Source organism: Lysinibacillus sp. NPDC096382 (assembly GCF_044762845.1).
Classification (GTDB): domain Bacteria; phylum Bacillota; class Bacilli; order Bacillales_A; family Planococcaceae; genus Lysinibacillus.
In genome coordinates this window covers 20,776-41,896 of record NZ_JBIWFC010000013.1, presented here as the reverse complement: position 1 = coordinate 41,896, position 21,121 = coordinate 20,776, and the positions used below count along the sequence as shown (strand labels likewise).

At 35.4% G+C, this 21,121-nt stretch carries 25 protein-coding genes and 1 pseudogene; 3 read left to right on the top strand and 23 right to left on the bottom strand.

Features of this window, described 5'->3' with window-relative positions; genetic code table 11:
* Positions 1–6 precede the first annotated feature (6 nt).
* The 17 genes and pseudogenes from ACIQZA_RS17095 to ACIQZA_RS17015 form a co-directional block, all read right to left on the bottom strand.
* Positions 7–2,262: a poly(ethylene terephthalate) hydrolase family protein gene (locus tag ACIQZA_RS17095; RefSeq protein ID WP_402884009.1), complete on the bottom strand. Its 2,256-nt coding sequence runs from the start codon at positions 2,260–2,262 to the stop codon at positions 7–9.
* A 133-nt stretch (positions 2,263–2,395) separates the two neighbouring features.
* Positions 2,396–2,554 (bottom strand): annotated as a pseudogene (locus tag ACIQZA_RS17090) (ATP-binding protein); the annotation flags it as partial.
* Complete coding sequence (locus tag ACIQZA_RS17085; RefSeq protein ID WP_402884007.1) at positions 2,512–2,796, bottom strand: sensor histidine kinase; 285 nt, start codon at positions 2,794–2,796, stop codon at positions 2,512–2,514. The gene ACIQZA_RS17085 and the pseudogene ACIQZA_RS17090, both read right to left, overlap by 43 nt.
* 105 nt (positions 2,797–2,901) lie before the next feature.
* A complete protein-coding gene (locus ACIQZA_RS17080) occupies positions 2,902–3,099 on the bottom strand; it encodes a hypothetical protein (protein WP_400934931.1) in 198 nt (65 codons plus the stop codon).
* Positions 3,100–3,199: 100 nt separating this feature from the next.
* The gene (locus ACIQZA_RS17075) at positions 3,200–3,622 is read right to left on the bottom strand and encodes a DUF3995 domain-containing protein (RefSeq protein ID WP_402884005.1); all 423 of its coding nucleotides are present in this window, start codon (positions 3,620–3,622) and stop codon (positions 3,200–3,202) included.
* A gap of 226 nt (positions 3,623–3,848) precedes the next feature.
* Complete coding sequence (locus ACIQZA_RS17070; RefSeq protein WP_402884032.1) at positions 3,849–4,358, bottom strand: TetR/AcrR family transcriptional regulator; 510 nt, start codon at positions 4,356–4,358, stop codon at positions 3,849–3,851.
* A 383-nt stretch (positions 4,359–4,741) separates the two neighbouring features.
* Positions 4,742–6,430, bottom strand: a complete 1,689-nt coding sequence (locus ACIQZA_RS17065) for an AAA family ATPase (protein WP_402884003.1) — start codon at positions 6,428–6,430, stop codon at positions 4,742–4,744.
* A 175-nt stretch (positions 6,431–6,605) separates the two neighbouring features.
* Positions 6,606–7,583: a helix-turn-helix transcriptional regulator gene (locus tag ACIQZA_RS17060; protein ID WP_402884002.1), complete on the bottom strand. Its 978-nt coding sequence runs from the start codon at positions 7,581–7,583 to the stop codon at positions 6,606–6,608.
* Between the two features lie 510 nt (positions 7,584–8,093).
* Complete coding sequence (locus tag ACIQZA_RS17055) at positions 8,094–8,411, bottom strand: YbjQ family protein (protein ID WP_400934923.1); 318 nt, start codon at positions 8,409–8,411, stop codon at positions 8,094–8,096.
* 12 nt (positions 8,412–8,423) lie between these two features.
* Entirely contained in the window at positions 8,424–8,903 is a 480-nt protein-coding gene (locus tag ACIQZA_RS17050; RefSeq protein ID WP_402884000.1) for a nucleoside 2-deoxyribosyltransferase, read from the bottom strand.
* Positions 8,904–8,913: 10 nt separating this feature from the next.
* The gene (locus ACIQZA_RS17045) at positions 8,914–9,348 is read right to left on the bottom strand and encodes a GNAT family N-acetyltransferase (protein ID WP_142509502.1); all 435 of its coding nucleotides are present in this window, start codon (positions 9,346–9,348) and stop codon (positions 8,914–8,916) included.
* Positions 9,349–9,597: 249 nt separating this feature from the next.
* Positions 9,598–9,927 carry a hypothetical protein gene (locus ACIQZA_RS17040; protein ID WP_400934918.1) on the bottom strand — a complete coding sequence of 110 codons (330 nt, stop codon included), beginning with the start codon at positions 9,925–9,927 and terminating at the stop codon, positions 9,598–9,600.
* A 192-nt stretch (positions 9,928–10,119) separates the two neighbouring features.
* Positions 10,120–11,181 (bottom strand): suppressor of fused domain protein, encoded by a 1,062-nt coding sequence (locus ACIQZA_RS17035; RefSeq protein ID WP_402884031.1) that lies wholly within the window; start codon positions 11,179–11,181, stop codon positions 10,120–10,122.
* Positions 11,182–11,448: 267 nt separating this feature from the next.
* Complete coding sequence (locus ACIQZA_RS17030; protein WP_400934914.1) at positions 11,449–11,997, bottom strand: hypothetical protein; 549 nt, start codon at positions 11,995–11,997, stop codon at positions 11,449–11,451.
* Positions 11,998–13,113: 1,116 nt separating this feature from the next.
* On the bottom strand, positions 13,114–13,887 hold the full coding sequence (locus tag ACIQZA_RS17025; protein ID WP_402883998.1) for a MerR family transcriptional regulator: 774 nt from the start codon (positions 13,885–13,887) through the stop codon (positions 13,114–13,116).
* A 12-nt stretch (positions 13,888–13,899) separates the two neighbouring features.
* On the bottom strand, positions 13,900–14,238 hold the full coding sequence (locus tag ACIQZA_RS17020; RefSeq protein WP_402883996.1) for a magnetosome magnetite crystal formation protein family: 339 nt from the start codon (positions 14,236–14,238) through the stop codon (positions 13,900–13,902).
* A 429-nt stretch (positions 14,239–14,667) separates the two neighbouring features.
* The gene (locus ACIQZA_RS17015; protein WP_402883994.1) at positions 14,668–15,096 is read right to left on the bottom strand and encodes a GNAT family N-acetyltransferase; all 429 of its coding nucleotides are present in this window, start codon (positions 15,094–15,096) and stop codon (positions 14,668–14,670) included.
* Between the two features lie 142 nt (positions 15,097–15,238).
* Between ACIQZA_RS17015 and ACIQZA_RS17010 the strand changes: the two genes are divergently transcribed.
* Complete coding sequence (locus ACIQZA_RS17010; protein WP_400934911.1) at positions 15,239–15,715, top strand: GNAT family N-acetyltransferase; 477 nt, start codon at positions 15,239–15,241, stop codon at positions 15,713–15,715.
* A 489-nt stretch (positions 15,716–16,204) separates the two neighbouring features.
* On the opposite strand, the gene tlp is transcribed toward ACIQZA_RS17010, so the two are convergent.
* The 5 genes from tlp to ACIQZA_RS16985 form a co-directional block, all read right to left on the bottom strand.
* The gene (tlp, locus tag ACIQZA_RS17005) at positions 16,205–16,441 is read right to left on the bottom strand and encodes a small acid-soluble spore protein Tlp (RefSeq protein WP_053595505.1); all 237 of its coding nucleotides are present in this window, start codon (positions 16,439–16,441) and stop codon (positions 16,205–16,207) included.
* Between the two features lie 304 nt (positions 16,442–16,745).
* Positions 16,746–17,093, bottom strand: coding sequence for a YhjD family protein (locus ACIQZA_RS17000; protein WP_400934910.1), 348 nt, complete (start codon positions 17,091–17,093; stop codon positions 16,746–16,748).
* Positions 17,086–17,418 carry a YolD-like family protein gene (locus tag ACIQZA_RS16995; protein WP_402883992.1) on the bottom strand — a complete coding sequence of 111 codons (333 nt, stop codon included), beginning with the start codon at positions 17,416–17,418 and terminating at the stop codon, positions 17,086–17,088. The genes ACIQZA_RS17000 and ACIQZA_RS16995 overlap by 8 nt, the downstream gene beginning before the upstream one ends.
* 13 nt (positions 17,419–17,431) lie before the next feature.
* Positions 17,432–18,691, bottom strand: coding sequence for a Y-family DNA polymerase (locus ACIQZA_RS16990; protein ID WP_402883990.1), 1,260 nt, complete (start codon positions 18,689–18,691; stop codon positions 17,432–17,434).
* Complete coding sequence (locus ACIQZA_RS16985; RefSeq protein ID WP_400934906.1) at positions 18,681–18,908, bottom strand: transcriptional regulator; 228 nt, start codon at positions 18,906–18,908, stop codon at positions 18,681–18,683. The genes ACIQZA_RS16990 and ACIQZA_RS16985 overlap by 11 nt, the downstream gene beginning before the upstream one ends.
* A 260-nt stretch (positions 18,909–19,168) precedes the next feature.
* Between ACIQZA_RS16985 and ACIQZA_RS16980 the strand changes: the two genes are divergently transcribed.
* Positions 19,169–19,498: a hypothetical protein gene (locus tag ACIQZA_RS16980; protein WP_402883989.1), complete on the top strand. Its 330-nt coding sequence runs from the start codon at positions 19,169–19,171 to the stop codon at positions 19,496–19,498.
* Positions 19,499–19,728: 230 nt separating this feature from the next.
* On the top strand, positions 19,729–20,337 hold the full coding sequence (locus ACIQZA_RS16975; RefSeq protein ID WP_400934903.1) for a DUF998 domain-containing protein: 609 nt from the start codon (positions 19,729–19,731) through the stop codon (positions 20,335–20,337).
* A gap of 555 nt (positions 20,338–20,892) precedes the next feature.
* Here the strand turns inward: ACIQZA_RS16975 and ACIQZA_RS16970 are convergent.
* Positions 20,893–21,033 (bottom strand): helix-turn-helix domain-containing protein, encoded by a 141-nt coding sequence (locus ACIQZA_RS16970; RefSeq protein ID WP_400935070.1) that lies wholly within the window; start codon positions 21,031–21,033, stop codon positions 20,893–20,895.
* Between the last annotated feature and the right edge of the window lie 88 nt (positions 21,034–21,121).

The following is a 21,121-nucleotide window of genomic DNA, read 5'->3' as shown; positions in this document are numbered from 1 at the left end:
ATATTTTTATATATTTTCATTTCTAATCCCAATATTATTCATTAGTATCGTCCCTTGTTTGGTTAAATTAAATTGGAAATGGATCTTATTTAGCTTCAGTGGATCAAACTGTGGATTTACTTCTTTAAAATCGTTCAATAAAAATCCATAATGTTGAAACACTGATTCCGTCGTATTACCTATATTGGAAAAAGGTTTTTTCAGTAACTTTCCTTTTATGGCAGGTGTCAATTTGGCTATATAGCTAAGAGGCAGGCTCGCCTGGTTGCCATTGCTATCTTCTACAGTGACTGTAAAATCAATTAGTTCCTCCTGATTGTTCTCTTTTTCTTCCTTTCTATTATCTGCAAGTGAAAATACGATAGAACTGTTCTGCCCTATCTCTAATCCATTCTCGGGAAGAGTTAATGTATAAAAAGCTGGAGAAAATTTGTCTTTTGAATTCCAACCTAAACGAACGGCACTATAATCTGCCTCATCATTTTTCATTTTGACTTTTTCCTCTTTCCATTCCTTCAAATTCTTGCCGAACAGTTTGCCGCCTGGAACAGTGGTCGTGTTTAGATCAATATCTTCATTAAACGTAGCAATCAAAGATGTTTGCGAATCGTAGTAATTATTGATATACAGTGTGTCAGGAAGCCATTCTTTAGCATAACCTAGATCTTTAAAAATTTCCTTGTATCGTTTCTTTTCTTTCAACGTACTATCTAAAAAAGCAGATATCAATACTTTCGTGATGGTTTCTTGCTGATCGCGAGGCATAATTTGTTTTAGGTTAAAGAGTTGGTTAGCCATGCCAGCTAGATCTCCTCGTCCCCATTCTTCATTAAATTGCCCATGATTGGCTCCATAAATATAGACCGACGCATTCATATAATCATCTTTATTCGTATAGGAAATCCGATATTGCTGATTAGAGCTATCAAAGCTATTTACGTCCATATCATGCGCCCCTTGTAGTGCCAAATAGTTTACGTTTTTTAACGGAAGTGGTTTCCCAGCAGGCATATATTGACCGTCTACTCCAGCAATAGAAATAAGCGATTGGATTGAGAAATTATAATCAAATTGAATATTTCCGTTACTAGGTGGGTGTTGCATTTCGTTATAAGCAGCTGCAATCGCGATAGCTTCTCCACCTCTAGAATGCCCTATTAGTGCAATATGTTCCATATCCACTTTTTGATAGAATGGATTGTTTTTAGTACTGTTCCATTCTTTCCACGTCTGTAAATGCTCCAGCAATAATAATCCTCTCGCTGGATTCTCATTCTTTAGCGGACTAACCAAAAATAAATCATCGTAGGGAGAACCATTAAGAAAGTTTTCATCTACGGATACAACTATATAGCCCCTACTCGCAAGAAGGTTACCTAAATATTCGTAACCTGGATCAGAATAATCAGTCATTAAATGGTTTCCATGAACGATCATTACTAACGGAAAGTCTCCTTTCCCTTCTGGGTACCACACTTGACCATTTAACGGCATTGCCTCAGGTCCAAAACCAAGTGTTCTCGTGCGAACAGAAGACCACTTTTCTACAAAATCGCTAGCGTCTACTGTTTTAGTTGTCAAAGAATTTTTTTGGTTAAAGTCTTCTCGATAAGTATTCGGACTGCCATATGTGAGCTTTCTAATTGGATAATTGCCCGGTTTCGCTGGATTTCTAAGCATAGTATTGTCATATCGTTTCGATGTTTTCAGCTGCTTTAATACAACTACTGGGGTGTTCGCTTCCCCGGGATGAATCAACCAATAACCACATGCTCCAATCCCAATAGTCAATATAGATAAACATGTGAGGACGCTAACTTTTTGATATTTCTTTGCATTTTTATAACTACCCTTTAACCATTTGTATAATAGTGCACCCCACAAAGAAACAACAACCGCTACTAATAGAATAAATGGGATAGCTACTTCCAAAGGAGCGAAAAAGCAGAACACCAGAAATATTAGTGAACTAAAGAGTATCCATAAATATCGACTAGGAATTTTTTTCACTCCATGCAATAGAAGAGTGATAAAACCACTTATTAACACTACGGAAAAAATAAATACGAACATTCCAATAGTGAAATCTAAAAAACTACGCTGATCTAATAAAAACTTCCCTTGATTCAACATCAATAGGAATGCCATCGTACTTAAAGCGATAGCTGCACCTTTCCAACCTAATGACAATGGCTCTATCCGATTTGGTTTTTCATATAGCCTTCTAACAAAATAAATGAGTTTCCTTTTGAATACTTCCAATTTTTTAATCCCCCTACCTACAATCTATTTCATAAATATTCTATTGTAGGTTACAGGATGACTCTTCCAATCAACTTTCATCTTTCTTTCAATAATCTTACATTTCTTTTTCGGATATTTTTTGAAGAATAAATTAGTTAGATGTCAGAACTTTTTTTGGCAAGAAGAGTATAAAACTCGTCTCGCCATTCGTTGTCAGCTTAATATTTCCACCATGTTTTTCGATAACTTGTTTGGCGATCGCTAGTCCTAACCCTGTACCACCATCACTCTTGCGCGATTGATCCCCTCGGCTTGATCGATGATGTACGGGTATAAATCATCGCACAGCATTCGGAGGTCGCGTTGCGTATCATACAAACATTTTAACCAGACGACGGTCAACCGCTTGTCACTTTGTTCTGTATCGTGTAATTCTTCCAAATCGCGTGCAAGAAAGATTAGATTCTGCAAAACATGATCATGCAAATAATATGACATTCGAACTCGCTCTGCTTGCTGTGCCTCTAGTAATCTGTATTCTGAGGTTTTCATTGGTAACCCACTTCTCGCTCCTCGTAGTTCGTCGAGTAAGGCAGCTCCCATCAGCAGACGGACGGTTTCCAGCCTTACTTTGTCGATTAAGGTGTAAAAGACGTATTATTTTTTTGAACCAAGCAGCAAATAGCCAATTACCGTTCCGTCGGGCTGCATAAGATCTATCACTTGTGCAAAAACATTCGTGTCAAATTGACGGAAATGGGTTAACTCCTGCATCTCGGCAAATGACCCTGTTCCGTACATAATAGCCTCACTTCCCCGATTCCAGACAAAGCAAAGACCCTCAATGTCTGTCACGCTATGGACAAGCTCTGCAGGCATTCGCAGTAGATCGCGGCTATTGCGATATGTGGACTTTAAAGCTAGCTGCCGTATAAAACTTATACTTGTTAATTTGTTAAAACAATAGAATAATATAGACAAATCCAAAAAATAGACATAATGGACTGTAAAGCCAAGTATCGTATTTAGCAAACTGTGAGTGTTTTATTTTTTTTAAAAATCCAACATACTTAAAATCACCAATTGCCCTAATAATGAAAACGAAAGCACAAACAATACTTCCGATTTTAGATAAACTATTTGCTTGGAACCCCTGCAAATAACCTCCTTGAACAACAATAATGGCACTAGCCAGTAGAATAAGAATAGCCACGAATAATGTTCCCCATTTTTTAGGAGTGAAAGCAGGTCTATGCTCTCCTACTTTTACAGGGATAGCAGCGGCAGAACCCCAACGACCTCCAAAAGCCCAATAAATATGCAACAAACTGATAAACCACAGAAGCCCTACAGCTACTAATATTAAAAGTAATTTCATTTTTTCGCCCCCTAATGTTTTAATTCAAACAAAACATACACAAGCGTATGTTTATAGTAAAAATTTTGTCCCTTCAGGTTTTACAACCTTATTAGGGACATTTATTATCGAATAATCAATTTTGCCTCGGCAGGATGTTTTTTTGTACGAAAGCGTAGTGCCAACGTAGCGGTAGCAACAGATAAATGCCACGGGACGTGACGTTCCTAGACGGAGTTCCTCTATTTCAGCGGATATTTGGCCAACCGCTAAAAGAAGTTAAAAGTACTACCATTTTATCAATATCAAAATTAGGATTCTCTTCAAACCTTGTCATCCATCCTACATACGTTAAATAGGCAAGTCTCGCTCTATCAATCGATTCAGCTTTATCGATGCCCTTTTTTTGATACAATTTCGCAACACACGAAATTCTTTGTTCTTCAATATTCACTAAGCGTTCTGCAACAACAGGATCATATTTTGCCCAAGTATAAATACCAATCTCCATTTTTTTATCTCGATTAAAACTAATTCGGAATAGCTGTTCCAATGAGGCATCCTGTTGCTCCATACTTTGAACAATCAGCTTTGTTGCATGTATTTCCCAATAGTCGACCATTGAATCTAACAGCTCTTGATGATCACGAAAATAGTGATAAAAACTACCTTTACTTATTTTTAACAATCGGGCAAGTGCTTCGATGCGAATTTTATGTATTCCTTCATTAGCTAATTGTTGTAATCCTGCTTTTATTCAATCTTCTCTTGTTAATTGCATGTCAACTCTCCACTAAGATACGATAGCGTATGTTTTTCGTTAGATTACTACCAATTTCATTTTTTTGTCAAATATTCAATTTATTTATCTTTATGAACTTTAATGTTATTGTTAATCGTAATATTTATAGTCATTACCCTTGGTAAAATACAGGTGCATACTAATATAATAGCTAAAAGTTTTTCATCTTTAAATGTTTTTGCGCGAAAGCGTCGTGCAACGTAGCGGCTGCAGCACGAAGTTGGTCACTCAGTTATGTGTTGTTGTTATTGCTTCGCTTTCGCACAGATAAATTGCCACAGGGCGTGGCGTTCTTAGACTGAGTTCCTCTGTCTTTAGCGGACATTTGCTGAAAGAAGTTAAAATGTATTATCAAATAGATTTTCTGCAATGCCTTGTAAAATATCTTTCTCTGTAAACTCCATTAATTCTTCTCTTGTAATAGTTTTCTGTTGAATTAAGCGGTTTGACTGAATCGTCACGAGCTTTTCAAATAGGTTTCGGATATAGCGACCGTTCGAAAAGTTTGGAATAGATTCGACTGGAATTTGATGCAATTGCTCCTTCATATGATGTGCAAATACGTCACCATACTCGTAATCATTATTTTTACATAGCATGGCAAAAATATCATAAAGCTCATCCGTGCTAAAATTATCAAACTGCACAAAATGATTGAAGCGTGATTTAAAACCTGGATTGGCAAGTAAAAATTCCTCCATGAGCTCCGTATAACCAGCAACGATCACAACTAAATCATCGCGTAAATCCTCCATCGACTTTAATAGACTATCAATCGCTTCTTTACCAAAAGCGTCCTGTTTATCATTAATTAATGAATAGGCTTCATCTATAAAAAGCACGCCGCCCTTTGCTTTATTCACAACTTCCTGGACCTTCAAAGCCGTCTGACCAACATATCCTGCTACTAGGCCTGCACGATCTGTTTCCACAAAATGCCCGCTTGAAAGTACACCAAGATGCTTATATATTTGGCCTATAATACGTGCCACTGTTGTTTTTCCTGTACCTGGATTTCCAGAGAACACTAGATGATAGGTGATTGGGAAGCTTGTTAAACCATGGTCGACACGCAAGCTTTGAATTTTAATGAAGTTAATTAGATTATGTAATTCCTTTTTGGCATTTGGAAGTCCTACAAGTCCATCCAGCTGCTTCTGTAATTTTGCAATTTCTCGCTCTATTTCTGGTGTTATTCGTAAACGTTCACCGTTAATAAATTCACCACTATAAATAATTTTTCCCTCTTCATTAAAATAATCTCCTCGACCGTGCTTTTCTCCATTTACAAGATCTCCGATATAGGAAGCCTGTCCATTAGTATAGTAAAGAGTACCATGTCCCGTCATAGCATCCTCTTTAAATTGCCCCTCCGATACTAGCACACCTTGACTAGAATAGTTCTTACCTTTTCCATGCTTCATATCTTCAAAGAAATAGCCTTCATATTGAAGCGTTGTTACACCATTTGCAAGTTCCTCAGCACTTGGCGATTCTGGTGCGAAGTAAAGCTTTCCAGCACCTTGCATATGGTTCCAGATAAAATCACCTTCATATTGTAAAAAACCACTTGGATAGTATTGTTTTCCCTTGCCTTTCTTCATGCCATGGACAAAATCACCTTCATATTGCGGCTGATTTAAATGCGGATACTGTGTACGAAGCTCTTTAAATGGAGCAATAGCATCTTCCTCATAATACAAAATCCCGTAACCTTCCATTAAATCATTACGAAAATGTCCCTCGTAATATATCTGACCATCCTTATATAAAATACCATTACCTTGTTTTTTATTTTGAATAAATTCGCCCTGATAAATCATTTGACCTTTTAAATACATAATGCCATTACCTTGCTTCATATGATTGACGAATTCTCCCTCGAATAACAGCTCCCCTTCTTGGTCAAATAGCGTACCCTTCCCATCATATATGTCATGACCAAAGTCATTTTTCTTCACACCCCCACGATACATTAATGTACCATCTGGATACAATATATCTTTTTCTTCATGATTATATGTCATTTGATTGCCACCCTTTATCCATTTCAGTATATGTTCAATTATAGCGTGGAAAAGAACACTTATGTGCGAATTTTCGGAATTCACAGGGGGTGATCTTTTTAAGAAATTACATTCTTATAAGGAAAAATCCGCTTCGATTAGAATCTACGCGGATTTTTACCTTTATTTTTTGTTTTTATATGTAGCGATAATTTTGTTGCATCGATTGAATCGTTTCAATCATCTCTTCTCTAAGCTCAATTGGCTCTAACACTTCAATGTTTGCCCCTTGGCTCAGCAACCACATTTTAATACCATGTCCAAAAACTTCCGCTTCAAATAAATATTGCCCATCATTTTCAGATAATATTTTTGCTGTTGGCAAGCGATCTAACACAGCTTGTGGGGATGGTCCTTTAAAGATAAATTTCATACGCATTAGCTCGCCAGCATGCATAAACTGAATACGTTTGCGAAATTCTCCTTCTTGAAAACGTTCGGCATATTGTATTTGGAATTTTTTATCAAGCTCACAAAACTGTTGAATTCGGTCGACTCTATAAACAATGGGCAAATCCTTTTCGTGCTTATTATCATAAGCAATTAAATAAAAGTAGTATTCCGAGAAAATGACGGCGAGTGGTTTTAAAATCTTTTCTGTAGGAATTGTTTCACCTTCACGTAAATAATCAATTTTAATGATTTTCTTTTTTTGAACCGCCTCTGATAGAACCCAGATTAAAGGCAATAGAGACTTTTTATGATTTAAATCTACGTACAAATGCTTTTCGTTTAAAATAATATTGTGAATAAACTCCTGCTTATCAGCCGCAACAATCGAAATAAGCTTATCTATAATATCGCTCATTTCTGATTTTAGCAGTGCTCTTGATTCGATGAGAATTTTAACAATCGCTAAAACTTGCTCCTTTGATAAAATACTTTCTCCTTTATTTGTCAGCCTGTACACTTTTTCCGTCCGCACATATTCTAAATGGCAATCCAATTTAGCTTTTTCCAGGTACGCTCGAATTTCATTCAAATCCCGTTGTATGGTTTTTTCACCAACATTATGTGTAAATGCTTCTTGTTTTTTGTTAATTCCTTGACCATCCATTAGTCTGTCAAACATCGAAATGACGCGATAGCCTTTGTGTTGTTGTGAATCTACCATATATCCCACTCTCTCTTCAAAGTTACTTTTCTATTATACAAAAAGAGTTGGACACTATTAGTCCTTTTAACTACAAAATTTCTATTTTATTGGTATAATTGGCATGACATACTATACTTTTGTTATAATTCACTTTATTTTTACAGTTAATTCCGTATAAGCAGATAAAAAGGACCTCAATCTGGGTGATTGAAGTCCTTCATTATTATGTCAATGAAATACAAATGTCATGTTGCTCTTCGGCAAAGTGAGAGGTTGATTTCCGTTCCGACTGAGCACTTTGTTGTTGCTGCCGCTTCGCTTTCGCACAGATAAGATATTAGTCTCTGACGCTTCACTTTCGCGCAAAGCAAGGTTTCCTGGGGGCGTCCGATACCGCTGATCCCCGATGAGTCGCTCAGTCTACAATCCAATCAACCACGTCACATAAAATTTTTTGAGATAAAACGAAACTTCAGCAAAATGAGTATTTATGCGAAAATGTGTAGCCGAGACGGAGTTTTTAGCGGATTATTCCTTTACTCTTACTGCTGTTCCATATGCTAATACTTCTGATGTGCCGTCCATGACCGATGATGTTGAAAATCTTACCGCAACAATCCCATTTGCCCCTAGTCTTCTTGCTTCTTCTTCCATAGCTTGTGTAGCAATTTCTCGAGAGCGAGTGAGCATTTCTGCATACTCCTTCATCTCTCCTCCGACAATATTGCGAAGTCCAGCCATCATATCGCGGCCAATATTTCTCGATTGTACCGAATTACCTTTTACTAAACCTATAGTTTCTACAATTTCTTTTCCTGCTATAATATCTGTGGTTGATAGTAACATACAATAGCCCTCCTATTTTTTATATTTTTCAACGGCTTTAACAGCTTCAGCAATGGAAGTCGTAATTACTCCCGTGCGCTTAATTAAGCCAATCACAAATAAATTGCGATAAACAAACTGATTTTCAACTCCGTCGCGTACAAGTGCTTCTATTTTCATCATATTGTCCCGGCCTTGTTGACGAACATCTGTAAAGACGCCTACGATTGGTCGATTCAACATCGCAAATGCACCAATCTCTGCTGCTACACCTGAATCAATCTCAACCCCATCTAAAACGGCCACTAATATATCGCTATTTTGCAGCATCTCTAAATCCGCTTGCGCAATCGCCAAACTATCAGCATATGCCGCTTTATCATTTATCGCATCATTCTCCTGTGGTACGTATAATTCAATACCTAGTACTGCTTCTCTTATTGCCGCAGCGAATTGCTCGTTGACTAAACGATCTCCTAAAGAAAATAATCCATTTGCTAAGTATGCCTTCATAATAAAACTCCTATTCCAATGTTTTTTCAAACACTATTTTATGTCGATTTTTCTTATCCACAAAAGTGGAAATAATATCAAATCCATGTTTAAGATTTGTGATGAGCATTGCTTTTCGCTCATTTCTACCATATGTACGAACTTTTTTAAATCCAAGTGCCTGTAGATGTTCATGCTGTCGCCCCATTAATTGACTGGCAATCCCTTGACCCCGTTTCTTTTCATGGACACCACCTAACCAACTGTAAAAAACGCCATCAGGATGTGTATAGCCTAGTTTAAAGCCTAGGATATCTTCATTTTCTACTGCTAATAAACAAAGAAGTCCTTCTTTGCTTTTAAGTTTTTCTAGTGGTAGATTTGCCCCATCAAATACATGTGCATGAATTTCCTGTAATTGCTTCAACCAATCATACGGTACGCCTTCAATTATGACGATATGCATTTTTATCACCCTATCTCTACAGTCATTCATTATAGCAGAAAAGCTCGAACTATAAGGTTGAACATTGCAGTATTATTTTTCTGAAAAAAATAACGTCCTTTATACAGTGCTAAGTATTTATCCTATCGAACAGGCGAACTAATCCGCTCGGAGTTTTTGGATTAAATAAAGAATATTACGATATAGTTTGAGATAACAGGACAGTTTCTCAAGCTAACGGTTAAGTCAGGTGGTAACCTTTCCAAGACATTAACAACGGGAACGGCCACGTGACGCCCATTCTCCTCTATTGTCGCCGAAATACGGGGAGGTAGGAATCATCCCTGTAGACGAAATAAATATGCTATTGCGTAGCTCCCTAACATAAAAATGCTGGTATCCAATACTCATGTCATTTATCAAGTCTTCTAGTAGTTCAAGCATCTCTCCCCAATAAACGGGAAAGAAATCCTTACGGTATAGTATTTTCTCTAAATGCTCTTCGGTAATATCACCGTTTTTAATGCTCTTTTCATCGGTTTCTTCATTTGAACACTTCGCCCCTTTACAGAAAGGTTCATCTTTCATGTGAATAGCCATCTATACCTCTCCAGGTTACCATTGACATAAAATCGGTACCCCGTTCACGCTCCTTACGGTAATCAGAGTAAACCGATATATCCCCAGCCTTCACGTTTCGTCCCAAAATAATAAAAAACCTCCCACTTTTATACGAACCCAAACTCATATCATTTGGATATTTTGTTCGTTTTAGCGGGAGATTATATTCTATTATCCGATTGTTTCCACTATGTTTCCTTGCCGATCTTTAATATATGTTTTTTCAATTAAGAGTGAAAGTTCCGGTATAGAAGATAATTCAAATTCTTTTTCTTGTGGCATCAAGTTTTGAGTGAGTTCCATAACTGCCTTTTCATTTAAAGTTATGGTAACATCCGCTTCCTCCACGCTATAGCCACATTTTTCTCCTGGCTCAAAAACAACTCGGATTTCTCGACCAACTAAGGTTAGTCTTTTCCCTTTTAAAATCCGTCCGCGTAATAGTTTACCGATTATTCCTGCTTGCTTTGCCCCCAGCGTTAACTTATTAAGCTGTTTGCTGAACAACCCTGTTTTCCCCTGCTCCCAAGCTAGTTGGTCCACAAATAAATAGCCGGTGTTTGAGCCTTCTTCCGCCATTCCTTTTTCTACCGCTTCAGCAATGGATGAAATCTGTAAAAGAGATGCACGAGATAAGTCAGTAACATAGCTCGGGATATATTCTAGACCTGCCTTTAGTACACCAATCGTATTCCAAGTTTGCATTGCCTCAAGCTCATCGTCTGTAATCCCTACCATTTGAATAAACTCCACTTGTCCATTTGGTGTATCAATAGCAGGTAACTCGGGATCTAACGTATATGCAAGCGCCGTTAAAAGCGTATCAGCACCTTCGCAGATTGGACCATTAGCATCCAAATAATCACCTGCTCTGAAAACATTGCCACTGTCAAAAACATATCTTCCCATGTTTTGCAGTAAATTTAGCGCCCACGCTGGTGGCTCCTCCTCATCTTCATTTCGAGCAAGACGAAATGTTAACTCAAACCCATATCCGCTATATTTCGCATCTTCAGATTCTTTTTCATATAACTCGGAAAATCCATAAGTTACAAAATGCCAGTGTGGAACTGGTGTCTCACTCTTATAGGCGCTGATTCCTTCAAGTGGATCTTCTCCCCCTAATAAATATGGAATAACCGTTCCATAATGCTTCGGCTCCTGTTCTCCGTAAACTTTTAATAATTCCTGATCAATCGCATCCCAACCATATGCATTTACTTCTTCGCTCATCATCAACGCCCCTTATCCATTTCTATATTACCTATAATTATACTATAAAGTATATAACACACTCTAAAGTGAATAATACCTAGTTTAATTCCTCTAATCTTACTAGATTTTTTTATTAATCGGTGGTGGATATTGAGTAAAAGTTACTAAGTCCTATGGCAATCTATAGAGACCTGGCTAAATATGAAGCCTCAACGGATATCTAAATTCGCCGAGGCGTTATTATAGCTTGGATAAAAAATAATTTGAATGCTTCAAGATTTCGCCTTAACCGTATAACATAGCTGGTGAACGCACACTTTGTAAGTAATGTGCAAGCTTCCCAGCATATACTTTTTCTAAATAAGGTAATTGTGCGATACAATGGGGTGTCATTAATGCTGGGTTTTGATAAACTTTCAGCCCACCAACCTTTAAAAGAGTCGCTACAAATTGTGAGCAAAAATAAGCACGCTCTCTTCGTACCTCCTTTTGCATCATAACGCCAAAGAGCCCGATAAAATTATATTTATAGCGATCACGATTCCAATACATATAACGCACGATTTTCATCATCTCTAAGTATTGATACTGAGATATTTTACAACGATAAATTACACAATCAGCTGTTTCAAATAGCCCTCTTACTGCATCTTCTTGCAAAAAACCCCCACTTAAAGGATTATTTAATTGTCTACGTCCAAAGCTATACATTTCAAAAAGTTCCTCATCAAAAGCAATGGACGCATGATTCATCTCTTTTCCAGTATACATGCCTATAGCTTTTGATAATAATGTACCTGTTTTTGTTAATACTATGTAAATGGTATATGCCATGTCCTCACCCACTTCAATATTCTTCCACACTACCAATACGTTTTAAATATTCAAACGGTTTCATAAATTTCCTTTTTTTATAAGTATAGCTAACGAAGTTGATTTTTTCTTAGAAAAAAATGAAAATTTTCTTAATTTTCATCAATAGACTTATGTTTTTACGCCATCTTGTGATTTACTGATTTTTACTAAGAATTTAAGTATAGGTATGTACAAGAAATTTTAAATATGATTGCCAATGTGCGTGGTGTAAAGTTTGAGGCTTTATAGGAGCTTTTAGTAAAAATTTGAATGTAGCATAGAGTCTCGGACACATCCTGGTTAAGTAAGTATCCTTATAACCAATAGAGGGCGTGTCTTTTTTTTGAGTCAAAAACGATACAATAAAGAATTGAAACAAACTGTAGTGGAGCTTATCACTATGGTATGTTGATCAGTCAACTGTCTAGCGAATATAATGTTTCTGAAGTAAAACTATTTATAAATGAGATTTAGTTACATTCACCAATCGAAGGTGCAGAGAATTAACCGCAGCGGAAGTTTCTTCGATCCAAAAAAATCTTCGATTAAAGCAGGAGATTGAAATTTTAAAAAAGCTATGACCATATTCGTGAAAAAATAACAGAACAAAAACTAATTGACCATATTGAAAACGAAAGCAAACATTATCCTATTCAATTAATGTGTCGCGTTTTAACGTTCGTATTACCAGTCTTTCTACAAGAAACCTAACATGTAAGAAGTTTGAAAACAAAAAAATTATGGCGCGTATTTGTGCCTTCCACAAGGAATCGATTATCTAACACCAGATGAATGCGAAAGAATATAACGGCTACAGCGTAAAACTTAAGGTGTACAAGTTATCTTCCCCTTCATATTTTTGGCGTAACCCCTGAGTTTTTCATTCTACATCCCTGTCAAAGGGTTCTTTTCACTTTGACAGGGATGTGGAACACTCCATAGTGGTTGCCACAAAACCAAAACTTAACTTTTGTGTGTCTAAAATCATGACTTAGATCAAATTTCCATTAAACCCCAATCACTAGACGCAATTGGGGTTTAATTTTCATACTAGCAATTTTTCAACTGGCTTTTTTATTGCCGGATTTTCATATTTTAATTCTTTATCATTGCCTGGGTGTTGGAACAATTATTTTGGTATATACTTATCGCTTCTTTTAAAAATATTTGCTCCTTTTCTGTAAAAGGATTTGGAAATTTGAATGATTCTGTGAATGGTAGCTTTTTCTCAACCAAATCTAAATTTCCTTTCAATGTTTCATTCATAAGTTGCAGAAGTGTTTTAACAGTTTCTTGAGCTTCTTTTGAAGAAGGTATAGCTTCTGTAAATGTTAAACATTTAATTTCTGATAGAACTTTAGTCCATTTTTTATCTAGATCAATTTCTTCGGATTTATTTATATTAAATAATTCATCAGTTATATCTGAAAAGTGTTCTTTAAACCATGTTTCAGTATTTTCAGCAAACATTAATTTTTGAAGCATAGCACAAAATATCTCGATATTAATGATTTCCTCATCTTTCACTGTTTCAATAAGGTGGTTTATATCAGATAATATATTTATAATTTCAAGTTTTTTTGCTTCAAATAACTGTTTTTGTGCGTTTAAAGATTTTAAGATAATTTCACCTTTAACAGTGTTTTTTTGCAGTATGTCTTTAATTTCCTTTAGCGACAAGCCTAGAAACTGTAATGACTTAATGTTTTGTAAAGTAGATAGATCCTCTGTAGTATATAATCTATGTCCACCCTCTGTATAATCACTTGGTTTCAATAGGTCTATGCTGTCATAATATCGAAGTGTTCTAATACTAACACCAGACGTTTGCACAAGTTGACCTATCGTAAAAATACCTTTCTCCGACAAATTATTCTCTCCTTAATGATTGACTTTAAAGTATCGTATAACGGGATAAGAAAACTTTTTTCCATTTAAAGTATAAATTGCTGCAATTAAAATTAATATTGTTTCAAGAATAATAAGTGCAAAAGAAAGGTTGGAAACTGCGCTCCATTTTTTAGACATAAAAGTTAATAACAAAAAAACTGGGAAGAAAGTAAAATGAAGGTTCATCCCTTCTTTTGCATGGTCAGCAAAATATTTATTCTTATTCCTTGATACTAAGTATACCAATATAGGTAAAATAAAGGTTAATAATAGTGAGAACAGATGCATTGAACTTGCTAATCCTCTGTTTAATATACTCTCTTTTTTCACTGTGCTTTTCCTCCAATAGCATATTTTTAATTGTTACCTTTTAAAGTGAGTAACTAAATTCATCATAAAAGGTAACGCTACTGGAGATTCAAGGACAAATGATAATTTTATCATTAAACACTTACATATAAGAATTCACGTTTGGATTTTTGTGATTTTGGTATCTACGTTTTGGTGATTAACTCCAAATAAGGTAGCGAAGTAAAAGGATAATGAGTGAAATTTCATTTGAAATTGTTTGTTGCAGATTTAAATAAAAACAAGTGATTTCTTTAAAGTTTTCCTATGTTTAAATACTTTATCAAATATAGCTGTTGTTATTTTTAGTTTGCTCTATTGTATGATATAATCGCTTTACTGACTAACCTAAGCAAGTCAAATTGAGCTGTAGCGATACCGTACGCTACAGCTTTTTTTGTATTCTCTTCCTCAAGGATTATTGCTTTCCAAATACTCCTCGGCTAGTTGTGGATTTTTATATATGGCCATACCAGTTTTCAATTTTTTAAAGCCGATCTTTTCGTAAAAAGGTTCATTTCCTGTTGTTGCAATTAGCTGAATACAAGAAACATCCTCTAATTGGTCGATGATGTCCTCTAAAAGAATTTTAGCTATCCCGCTTCTTTGATAATTTTTATGTACTACAACATCATAAATCGTAGCATTAAATACTCCATCTGAAAGAGCTCTCGCAAATCCTATAATTTTATGATCTTTTACTGCGAAAACTTGATGTGTACTTGCATTGTAAACTTTTTTTATTATACGTTCGTCATGTTTCATCCACCCTACTGATTGATAAACTTCTTTTAACATTGTTAGCTCGTTTTCCTCTACCTCATATTTAAGTAAAACCATTTTTACTCCCCCTATTTTTTCTTTTAGTGTTGATTAACTATATTTAACCATCAAATTAAAGATGATTACATACCATTTATAAACCAAGTCTCTTGACGAACATTCGTTCTGGTATTAAAATGATAGAAAAGGAGGCAATTTTATGCAAAAAACGAACACCATTGAATTAGCACATTTCTCAGAAGAGTATGTGGCTATTTTGAATGCCTTTGAGCTTCCGGAAGAACAAAGGCAATTTACTGCCCTTCCAAAAGAGATTTCTATAGAGAGGCTTGGTCAATATCCGATTGTTATTCTGAGTGACCATGTACCTGTAGGTTTTTTTGTCCTGTACGCAACAGAAAGAGTAAAAGAATACTCTAATAATCCAAATGCTATGCTGCTTACTGCATTATCTATTGACCATAAACAACAAGGAAACGGGTACGCCAAAAAAGGGATGTTAGCATTGTCTGAATTTATGAAGAGGGAATTTAAAGAATATAATGAAGTTGTTTTAGTCGTTAATCATAAAAATATTCCGGCTCAAAATTTGTATTTAAAAGCTGGCTTTGTCGATAACGGGGAAAGAAGAATGGGACGTATTGGCGAGCAAATTGTTATGAACCTAACCATTTAATAATTGTAGATATGATTTCTCAAAAATCACTCGTTATGACATGAGTGATTTTTTTCTGTCCGCCCCTTTACTGATGGCGCCCATACATATGATTGTTAGTACGGATAGCTGTTTTGACAATCGGCTATTTAAAGAAAAAATGCCAACGACATGTGTAAGAATTATACTCTTTTGTGTGGGATTCCACTTCAAATTTTCAAGTTCCTTCCCATAGTTTACATAATATTTTTATTCAGAAATAAAGTGTTCCTCTATTTTGTAAGTTCTCATAGTAGCTCTCTTGCTTCCACACCATAAGAAGTTTAAACTGCTTTAGAACATGCTGTCCCCACCGTCATCAACAGCTATACCTTTATTACAACCTCATAATAAAAGCAGATGGCCATGTAGAGGTCCATTACAGAACTCTAAACCATCTGCTTTTATAAGCACTTTTTTATCATTAAAAAGAATGGAGATATGTTTGTTCCTCTTCCTAAGTCTCCAATTCTACACTTCTCCTTTTTTACGAGCTGCCATTTCATCTTTCATTTCTTCTTTTAATCCTTCAATTGACTTTTGACGTCGCTTATTTTTTTCTTTAATCATTTCACTTTGCATAGGGTCTGCAAACTCCAAACTAATTTCCGCTTCATGAAGTTTTTCTTCAGTGTTTTTAACGATATCACGGATTCGTTCAACGTTATTGGATCTATCATCTGGTTTTGAGTGTCTTGAATTAGCCATGGTAACCTCCTAAAATTTTGACATAAATCTAGGTTGGCTAATTTAGAATGTTCCTATGTGTACTAATTTTTACTAAGAAGAATGCTACCTTTTTTATTTCCACTTATAGTAAGCATTTTGGAATAACAAGGGTCTTATTTTTTTGTTTTTATCGGAAATATTAGTTGTAACTTTCTTAAATATCTTCTCAAATCTTTTTAAAAAAGGTTTAGAAAAAGAGAAACAGTTTTTATATGAAATCAATGAATAGTAGACAACAAAGCAAACGAGTGGCTTTTAATACAAAAAACAGGACTGGTACCTGTCATTTGTTATTGCTTATATGATTAATCAACAGCTTTTCCACCTGTGATTTAAGAGCTTGATTTGCATAACGAAGTACTACATCATTACCTGCAGTGGCAACTTGCACGTCACTAAAGTATTCATCTACTGGTTGCCAACCTACGACTCGTATACGTTTTTGTGCAAGTTCTCGTTTGAGGTTAAAATATTCTTGTCTTAGATCCTTTAGTAATGAATCCATCATTGGAAGAAATACCGTTTTCATTTTAAACTGCTCTAATTTACAATAGTCAACCTGCAATGATTTAACTGCTAGCTCTAATAAAAGATACTTATGAAGTAACTGTCTTTCGTCAGCTTTAATCATAATAATCAGCATCCAGTTGGGCTGATTGAATACTTTGGATTGGAATACTTTTCGTTTTAAGTAGTGTTTCAAGTATGAGTTCATTAGTATTCATCGATTTAATTATCCCAGTCCACTGTGTGATTTTGTAGTCTTTCCACTCTTCTAATTTTATGTGCAATTGCTGGTTAAAAGCTCGATCGATTGTATTCTGTAGTTCTTCCAGTTCCCACTCAGTCAATTCTCTTGGCTGTTCTTTGCGCTCTTGTTTGTACTCTCTAAGAAGCTCCAAATGCTCCGGCAACATCATCGATGCCCATTTAATATTACCTCTATCTTGTATCATAAATAAATCACTCCTATGCCAAATGACCACCAACTAAGCGATCTCGATTAATAGCTGTACCAGCTTTTGTGAAAGAAACTGCTCTTAATATTGAGGTAGCTCCAAACCTGTTGCGTATTGCATCCATTGTAGGACCGATTATTTGACGCTGTGGCTTACAATCATCAAATAAATCCAATTGAATGCTATGCTCTCTCTCTAAGTTGGATATTCGGACAGATAACTGCCGAGCTGGTTCACCTGCAAAATGTTCATCCAGTAATTCAATACAAGTTTTATACATCACAAGTGTTTCGCTTGTTGGTACTGCAATCGTTTTAGATCGATGGAATCCTTTGGTCGTGGCATTATGACTGTAGGAAAGACCTAAGCTGATTGTACGGCCAACAAACCCTACATCACGTGTGCGTTTCATTACGTCTTCACACATTTCTAGGAGCACTACAGAGATTTCTTTTCGTGTGTGATAATCCCTCATCAGCATTTGACCCTTCCCAAAACTTAAAGCACCGTTTGTTATTAACGGCTCCCCTAATTTGGATAAATCGATTCCCCATGCATGGTAATAGAGTTGATTGCCCATTACACCAAAGCGCTTTTCTAATTCTTTTAGATCTGTATTAGCCAAACCACCAACTGTTTGTATTCCCATAGCATTTAGATTTGCTTCCATCTGTTTACCGATTCCCCACATTTCAGAAAGGGGTCGAACTGGCCATACTTTCTTTGGAATATCTTCATACGTCCATTTAGCAAAGCCTGTTTTCTTTGCTTCAAGGTCTAAAGCTAATTTAGCTATTAACATATTGGGTCCCATACCTACTGCACTAGGTATATTAAATTGGTCAAGAATAGCCCTTTGTATTTCCTTAGCCGTTTCTTCAGGTGAACCCCAAAGCTTTTCAGTGCCGGTTAAATCAACAAAACTTTCATCCACACTATACACATGTATAGCATCGACTGGTACGTAATTAGAGATCAATTTTGTAATCGTCATCGACATTTGAATAAAGAAACTCATTTTAGGCTCAAACAATCTAATGTCAGGGTGTTTAGGTATTTCATAACGACGACTACCAGTTTTGATATTAAATTTTTCTTTCATTAAGGGGGAGGCAGCAAGCACTACGCTACCTGGTTGGTCAAAATTTGCTACTACTGCAACTGGAGTTTTTAAAACATCTAGCCCATGTAACATCGCTACGATACTGGCGTAAAAGCATTTCATATCGATACACATAATAGGTCTATTGGGCATACTTTCATAATTCATACAACTTCACGCCCTTACTAACAAAAGGAATAACGACTAGAACATTACTGATCAAAAAAGTACGTTTTGCACATCTTGTAAAATAAAATGCTTGAAATAAATCGCCAACAATTTTAATGATTTTTACATACCTTTTTGCTAAGGAATCATCTTTCACTACATACATCATGTTCACTAAATGATTGCGCTGCATAGCTTTAATCAGTCGCTCTCTCATCTTAGCTTTCCCCCACTATCTCTCAAATTTTATAAATAACAGCTGATATTTTTTATTGGCACATTGATTTTCCCTTTACCTATCATATGTAAGAACATTTGTTTGTATACATTCTAGAACAAACGTTTGCGTTTTAGCAAGATGGAATTTTTGGAAACGATAAAATACCAGGTACTCAATGGCACTAGACTTACCACTGTCAAGTAGACATCTACTTAATCTTTTTTTTGAAGTGTTGTTTCCACATAGCCACAAAGTAAATGAAACATTATAAAACTAATAAAATTAATAACAGCGGTATTTCGTTCTTTTTCTCAAGCTATTGCAACTTAACGAAAAACTCCCTTGCTTTTGGGGCTGGTATCCCTATTGCCTTTTTCTTATTCCAGTTGTTAAGTACAGTTGACGAAAGCCTTAATGTACTTAATTACTTCACAGTCAATGCATTATTTGATACAACTGCTATTCTAGAAGGCGAAAACTATTGGTGGAAGCTAATCATTCTTTTAGGTATTGGTATAGTTCTCTATATAGCAAGTCTAGAAGTATTTAAACGAAAAGACCGCTTTAATTTTCATGAAACGAGCTAGCGAATAATTAAATTCGCATGCTCGTTTTTTGCTTTTTTTCTAAAGTGAAAATGTTGTATATCTCAGTTTACAAAAATGGATTCTCATAAAAAACATGTTTCGTGATAATAAAGTCGTTTAAATCATAAAATAATAAAGTCATTTAAAATTAAATTGTCGACGATGCTATTCAACAAACGGGGAAGGAACTGTTGGGGAACTGAATCTGATGAACTTTGGGAGGTCTGAAATTGTCCATCGAGAAAATCCTATCGATTGTGGCCGTATTGTTCTTTTTGAGTTATTTCATTTTTTTTCTCATACTTCACTTTAAAAATACAGGCTATCATCCTATTCGACATGCTGTAAGTGATTACGGTGTAGGTGCTACGAAAAATTTATTTTTAATTTACGCTTGGTTCAGCAACTTAGGGGCATTGTCACTTTCTATCGTGTTGTTGAATGTAAAAGATCGCTTCTCCATATCCTCGTCCATTCCGATTCTAATCATTCTAATGGTCATCTCCCGTATCCTCATGTTATTCTTTCCAACTGACCTAGAAGGAGAAAAACTTACGGTTCGAGGAAAACTCCATTACTTATTTGCTATTCTTGCGTTCGCTTTTTCCTATATGGTCATTGATCGTGGAGGAAGTCATTTAAAATTACTGGAAGGCTTTAAAAATCTAAATCTATTTTTTTACATCATAACAATGATTTCTTCTATCTCGCTTGGGGCTGTTATTGTAACGATGTTCAAGCCGTTGCGATTTATCTTTGGGATTTGTGAGCGAGTGTTCCTGTTGTCAATCAACATTTGGTTTATTGTCGTAAGCATCTGGTTCGTTTACCTTCTATGATAAATGAATGAAGGTTTTTAACAATTAAACAAACACGTGTGATTGTTGCATAATGATTGGGTTTTTAAACGACTTTATTGTTATTTCTAGGAGTTCTTATTCAGTAATTGTTCAAAGAATTAAAACATCTTTACTTTTACACCGTTCACATTTACGGACGGTGTAATGCGTTTTTCTGCTTTAAGATTAAACATCTATATTATCATTACATAAAACATAAAGTTTGGTCTTTGATTGATTGTGCATTTTATTCACTTAAACTAATGGATGCTTTTTATTGAATATTCGATTCACGAAATACCCAACAAAAAACAAAGTTAAAACCGATTCCCTAACATACAGGGGATCGGTTTTTCTTCGTTAGTAGCTACTTTTAACAATAAAGTAATCCGTTTTTATCTGTTTGCTATTGTCTTCGATGGACAAAAGAGAAAATTAAGAAACATATAAAATCATTTAGTGTGTGTTTCCTATCTCTATACTATAGCTCTTTTTCAATCTTTGTATGTATTAAATATCTCATTAGCTATATTTAATATTAATTTTACCTCAGTTTCACTTTTGTCTTCTACAAAATTTTGCAAGATCATAATCAACTCTTTTTTTCAAAATAGTAATATTCCTATCCCCTCTTTCAACACCAGCTAAATACGAAGTTTGTAGTCCACATTTTTCAGCTAATACTTCTTGAGTGATTAATTAATCTCCTGAAAAAACATGAACATAAGTTAATTTCCCCGTAACAAAATGAGCTATAAATAAAATGAATTTGAAAATTATAAAA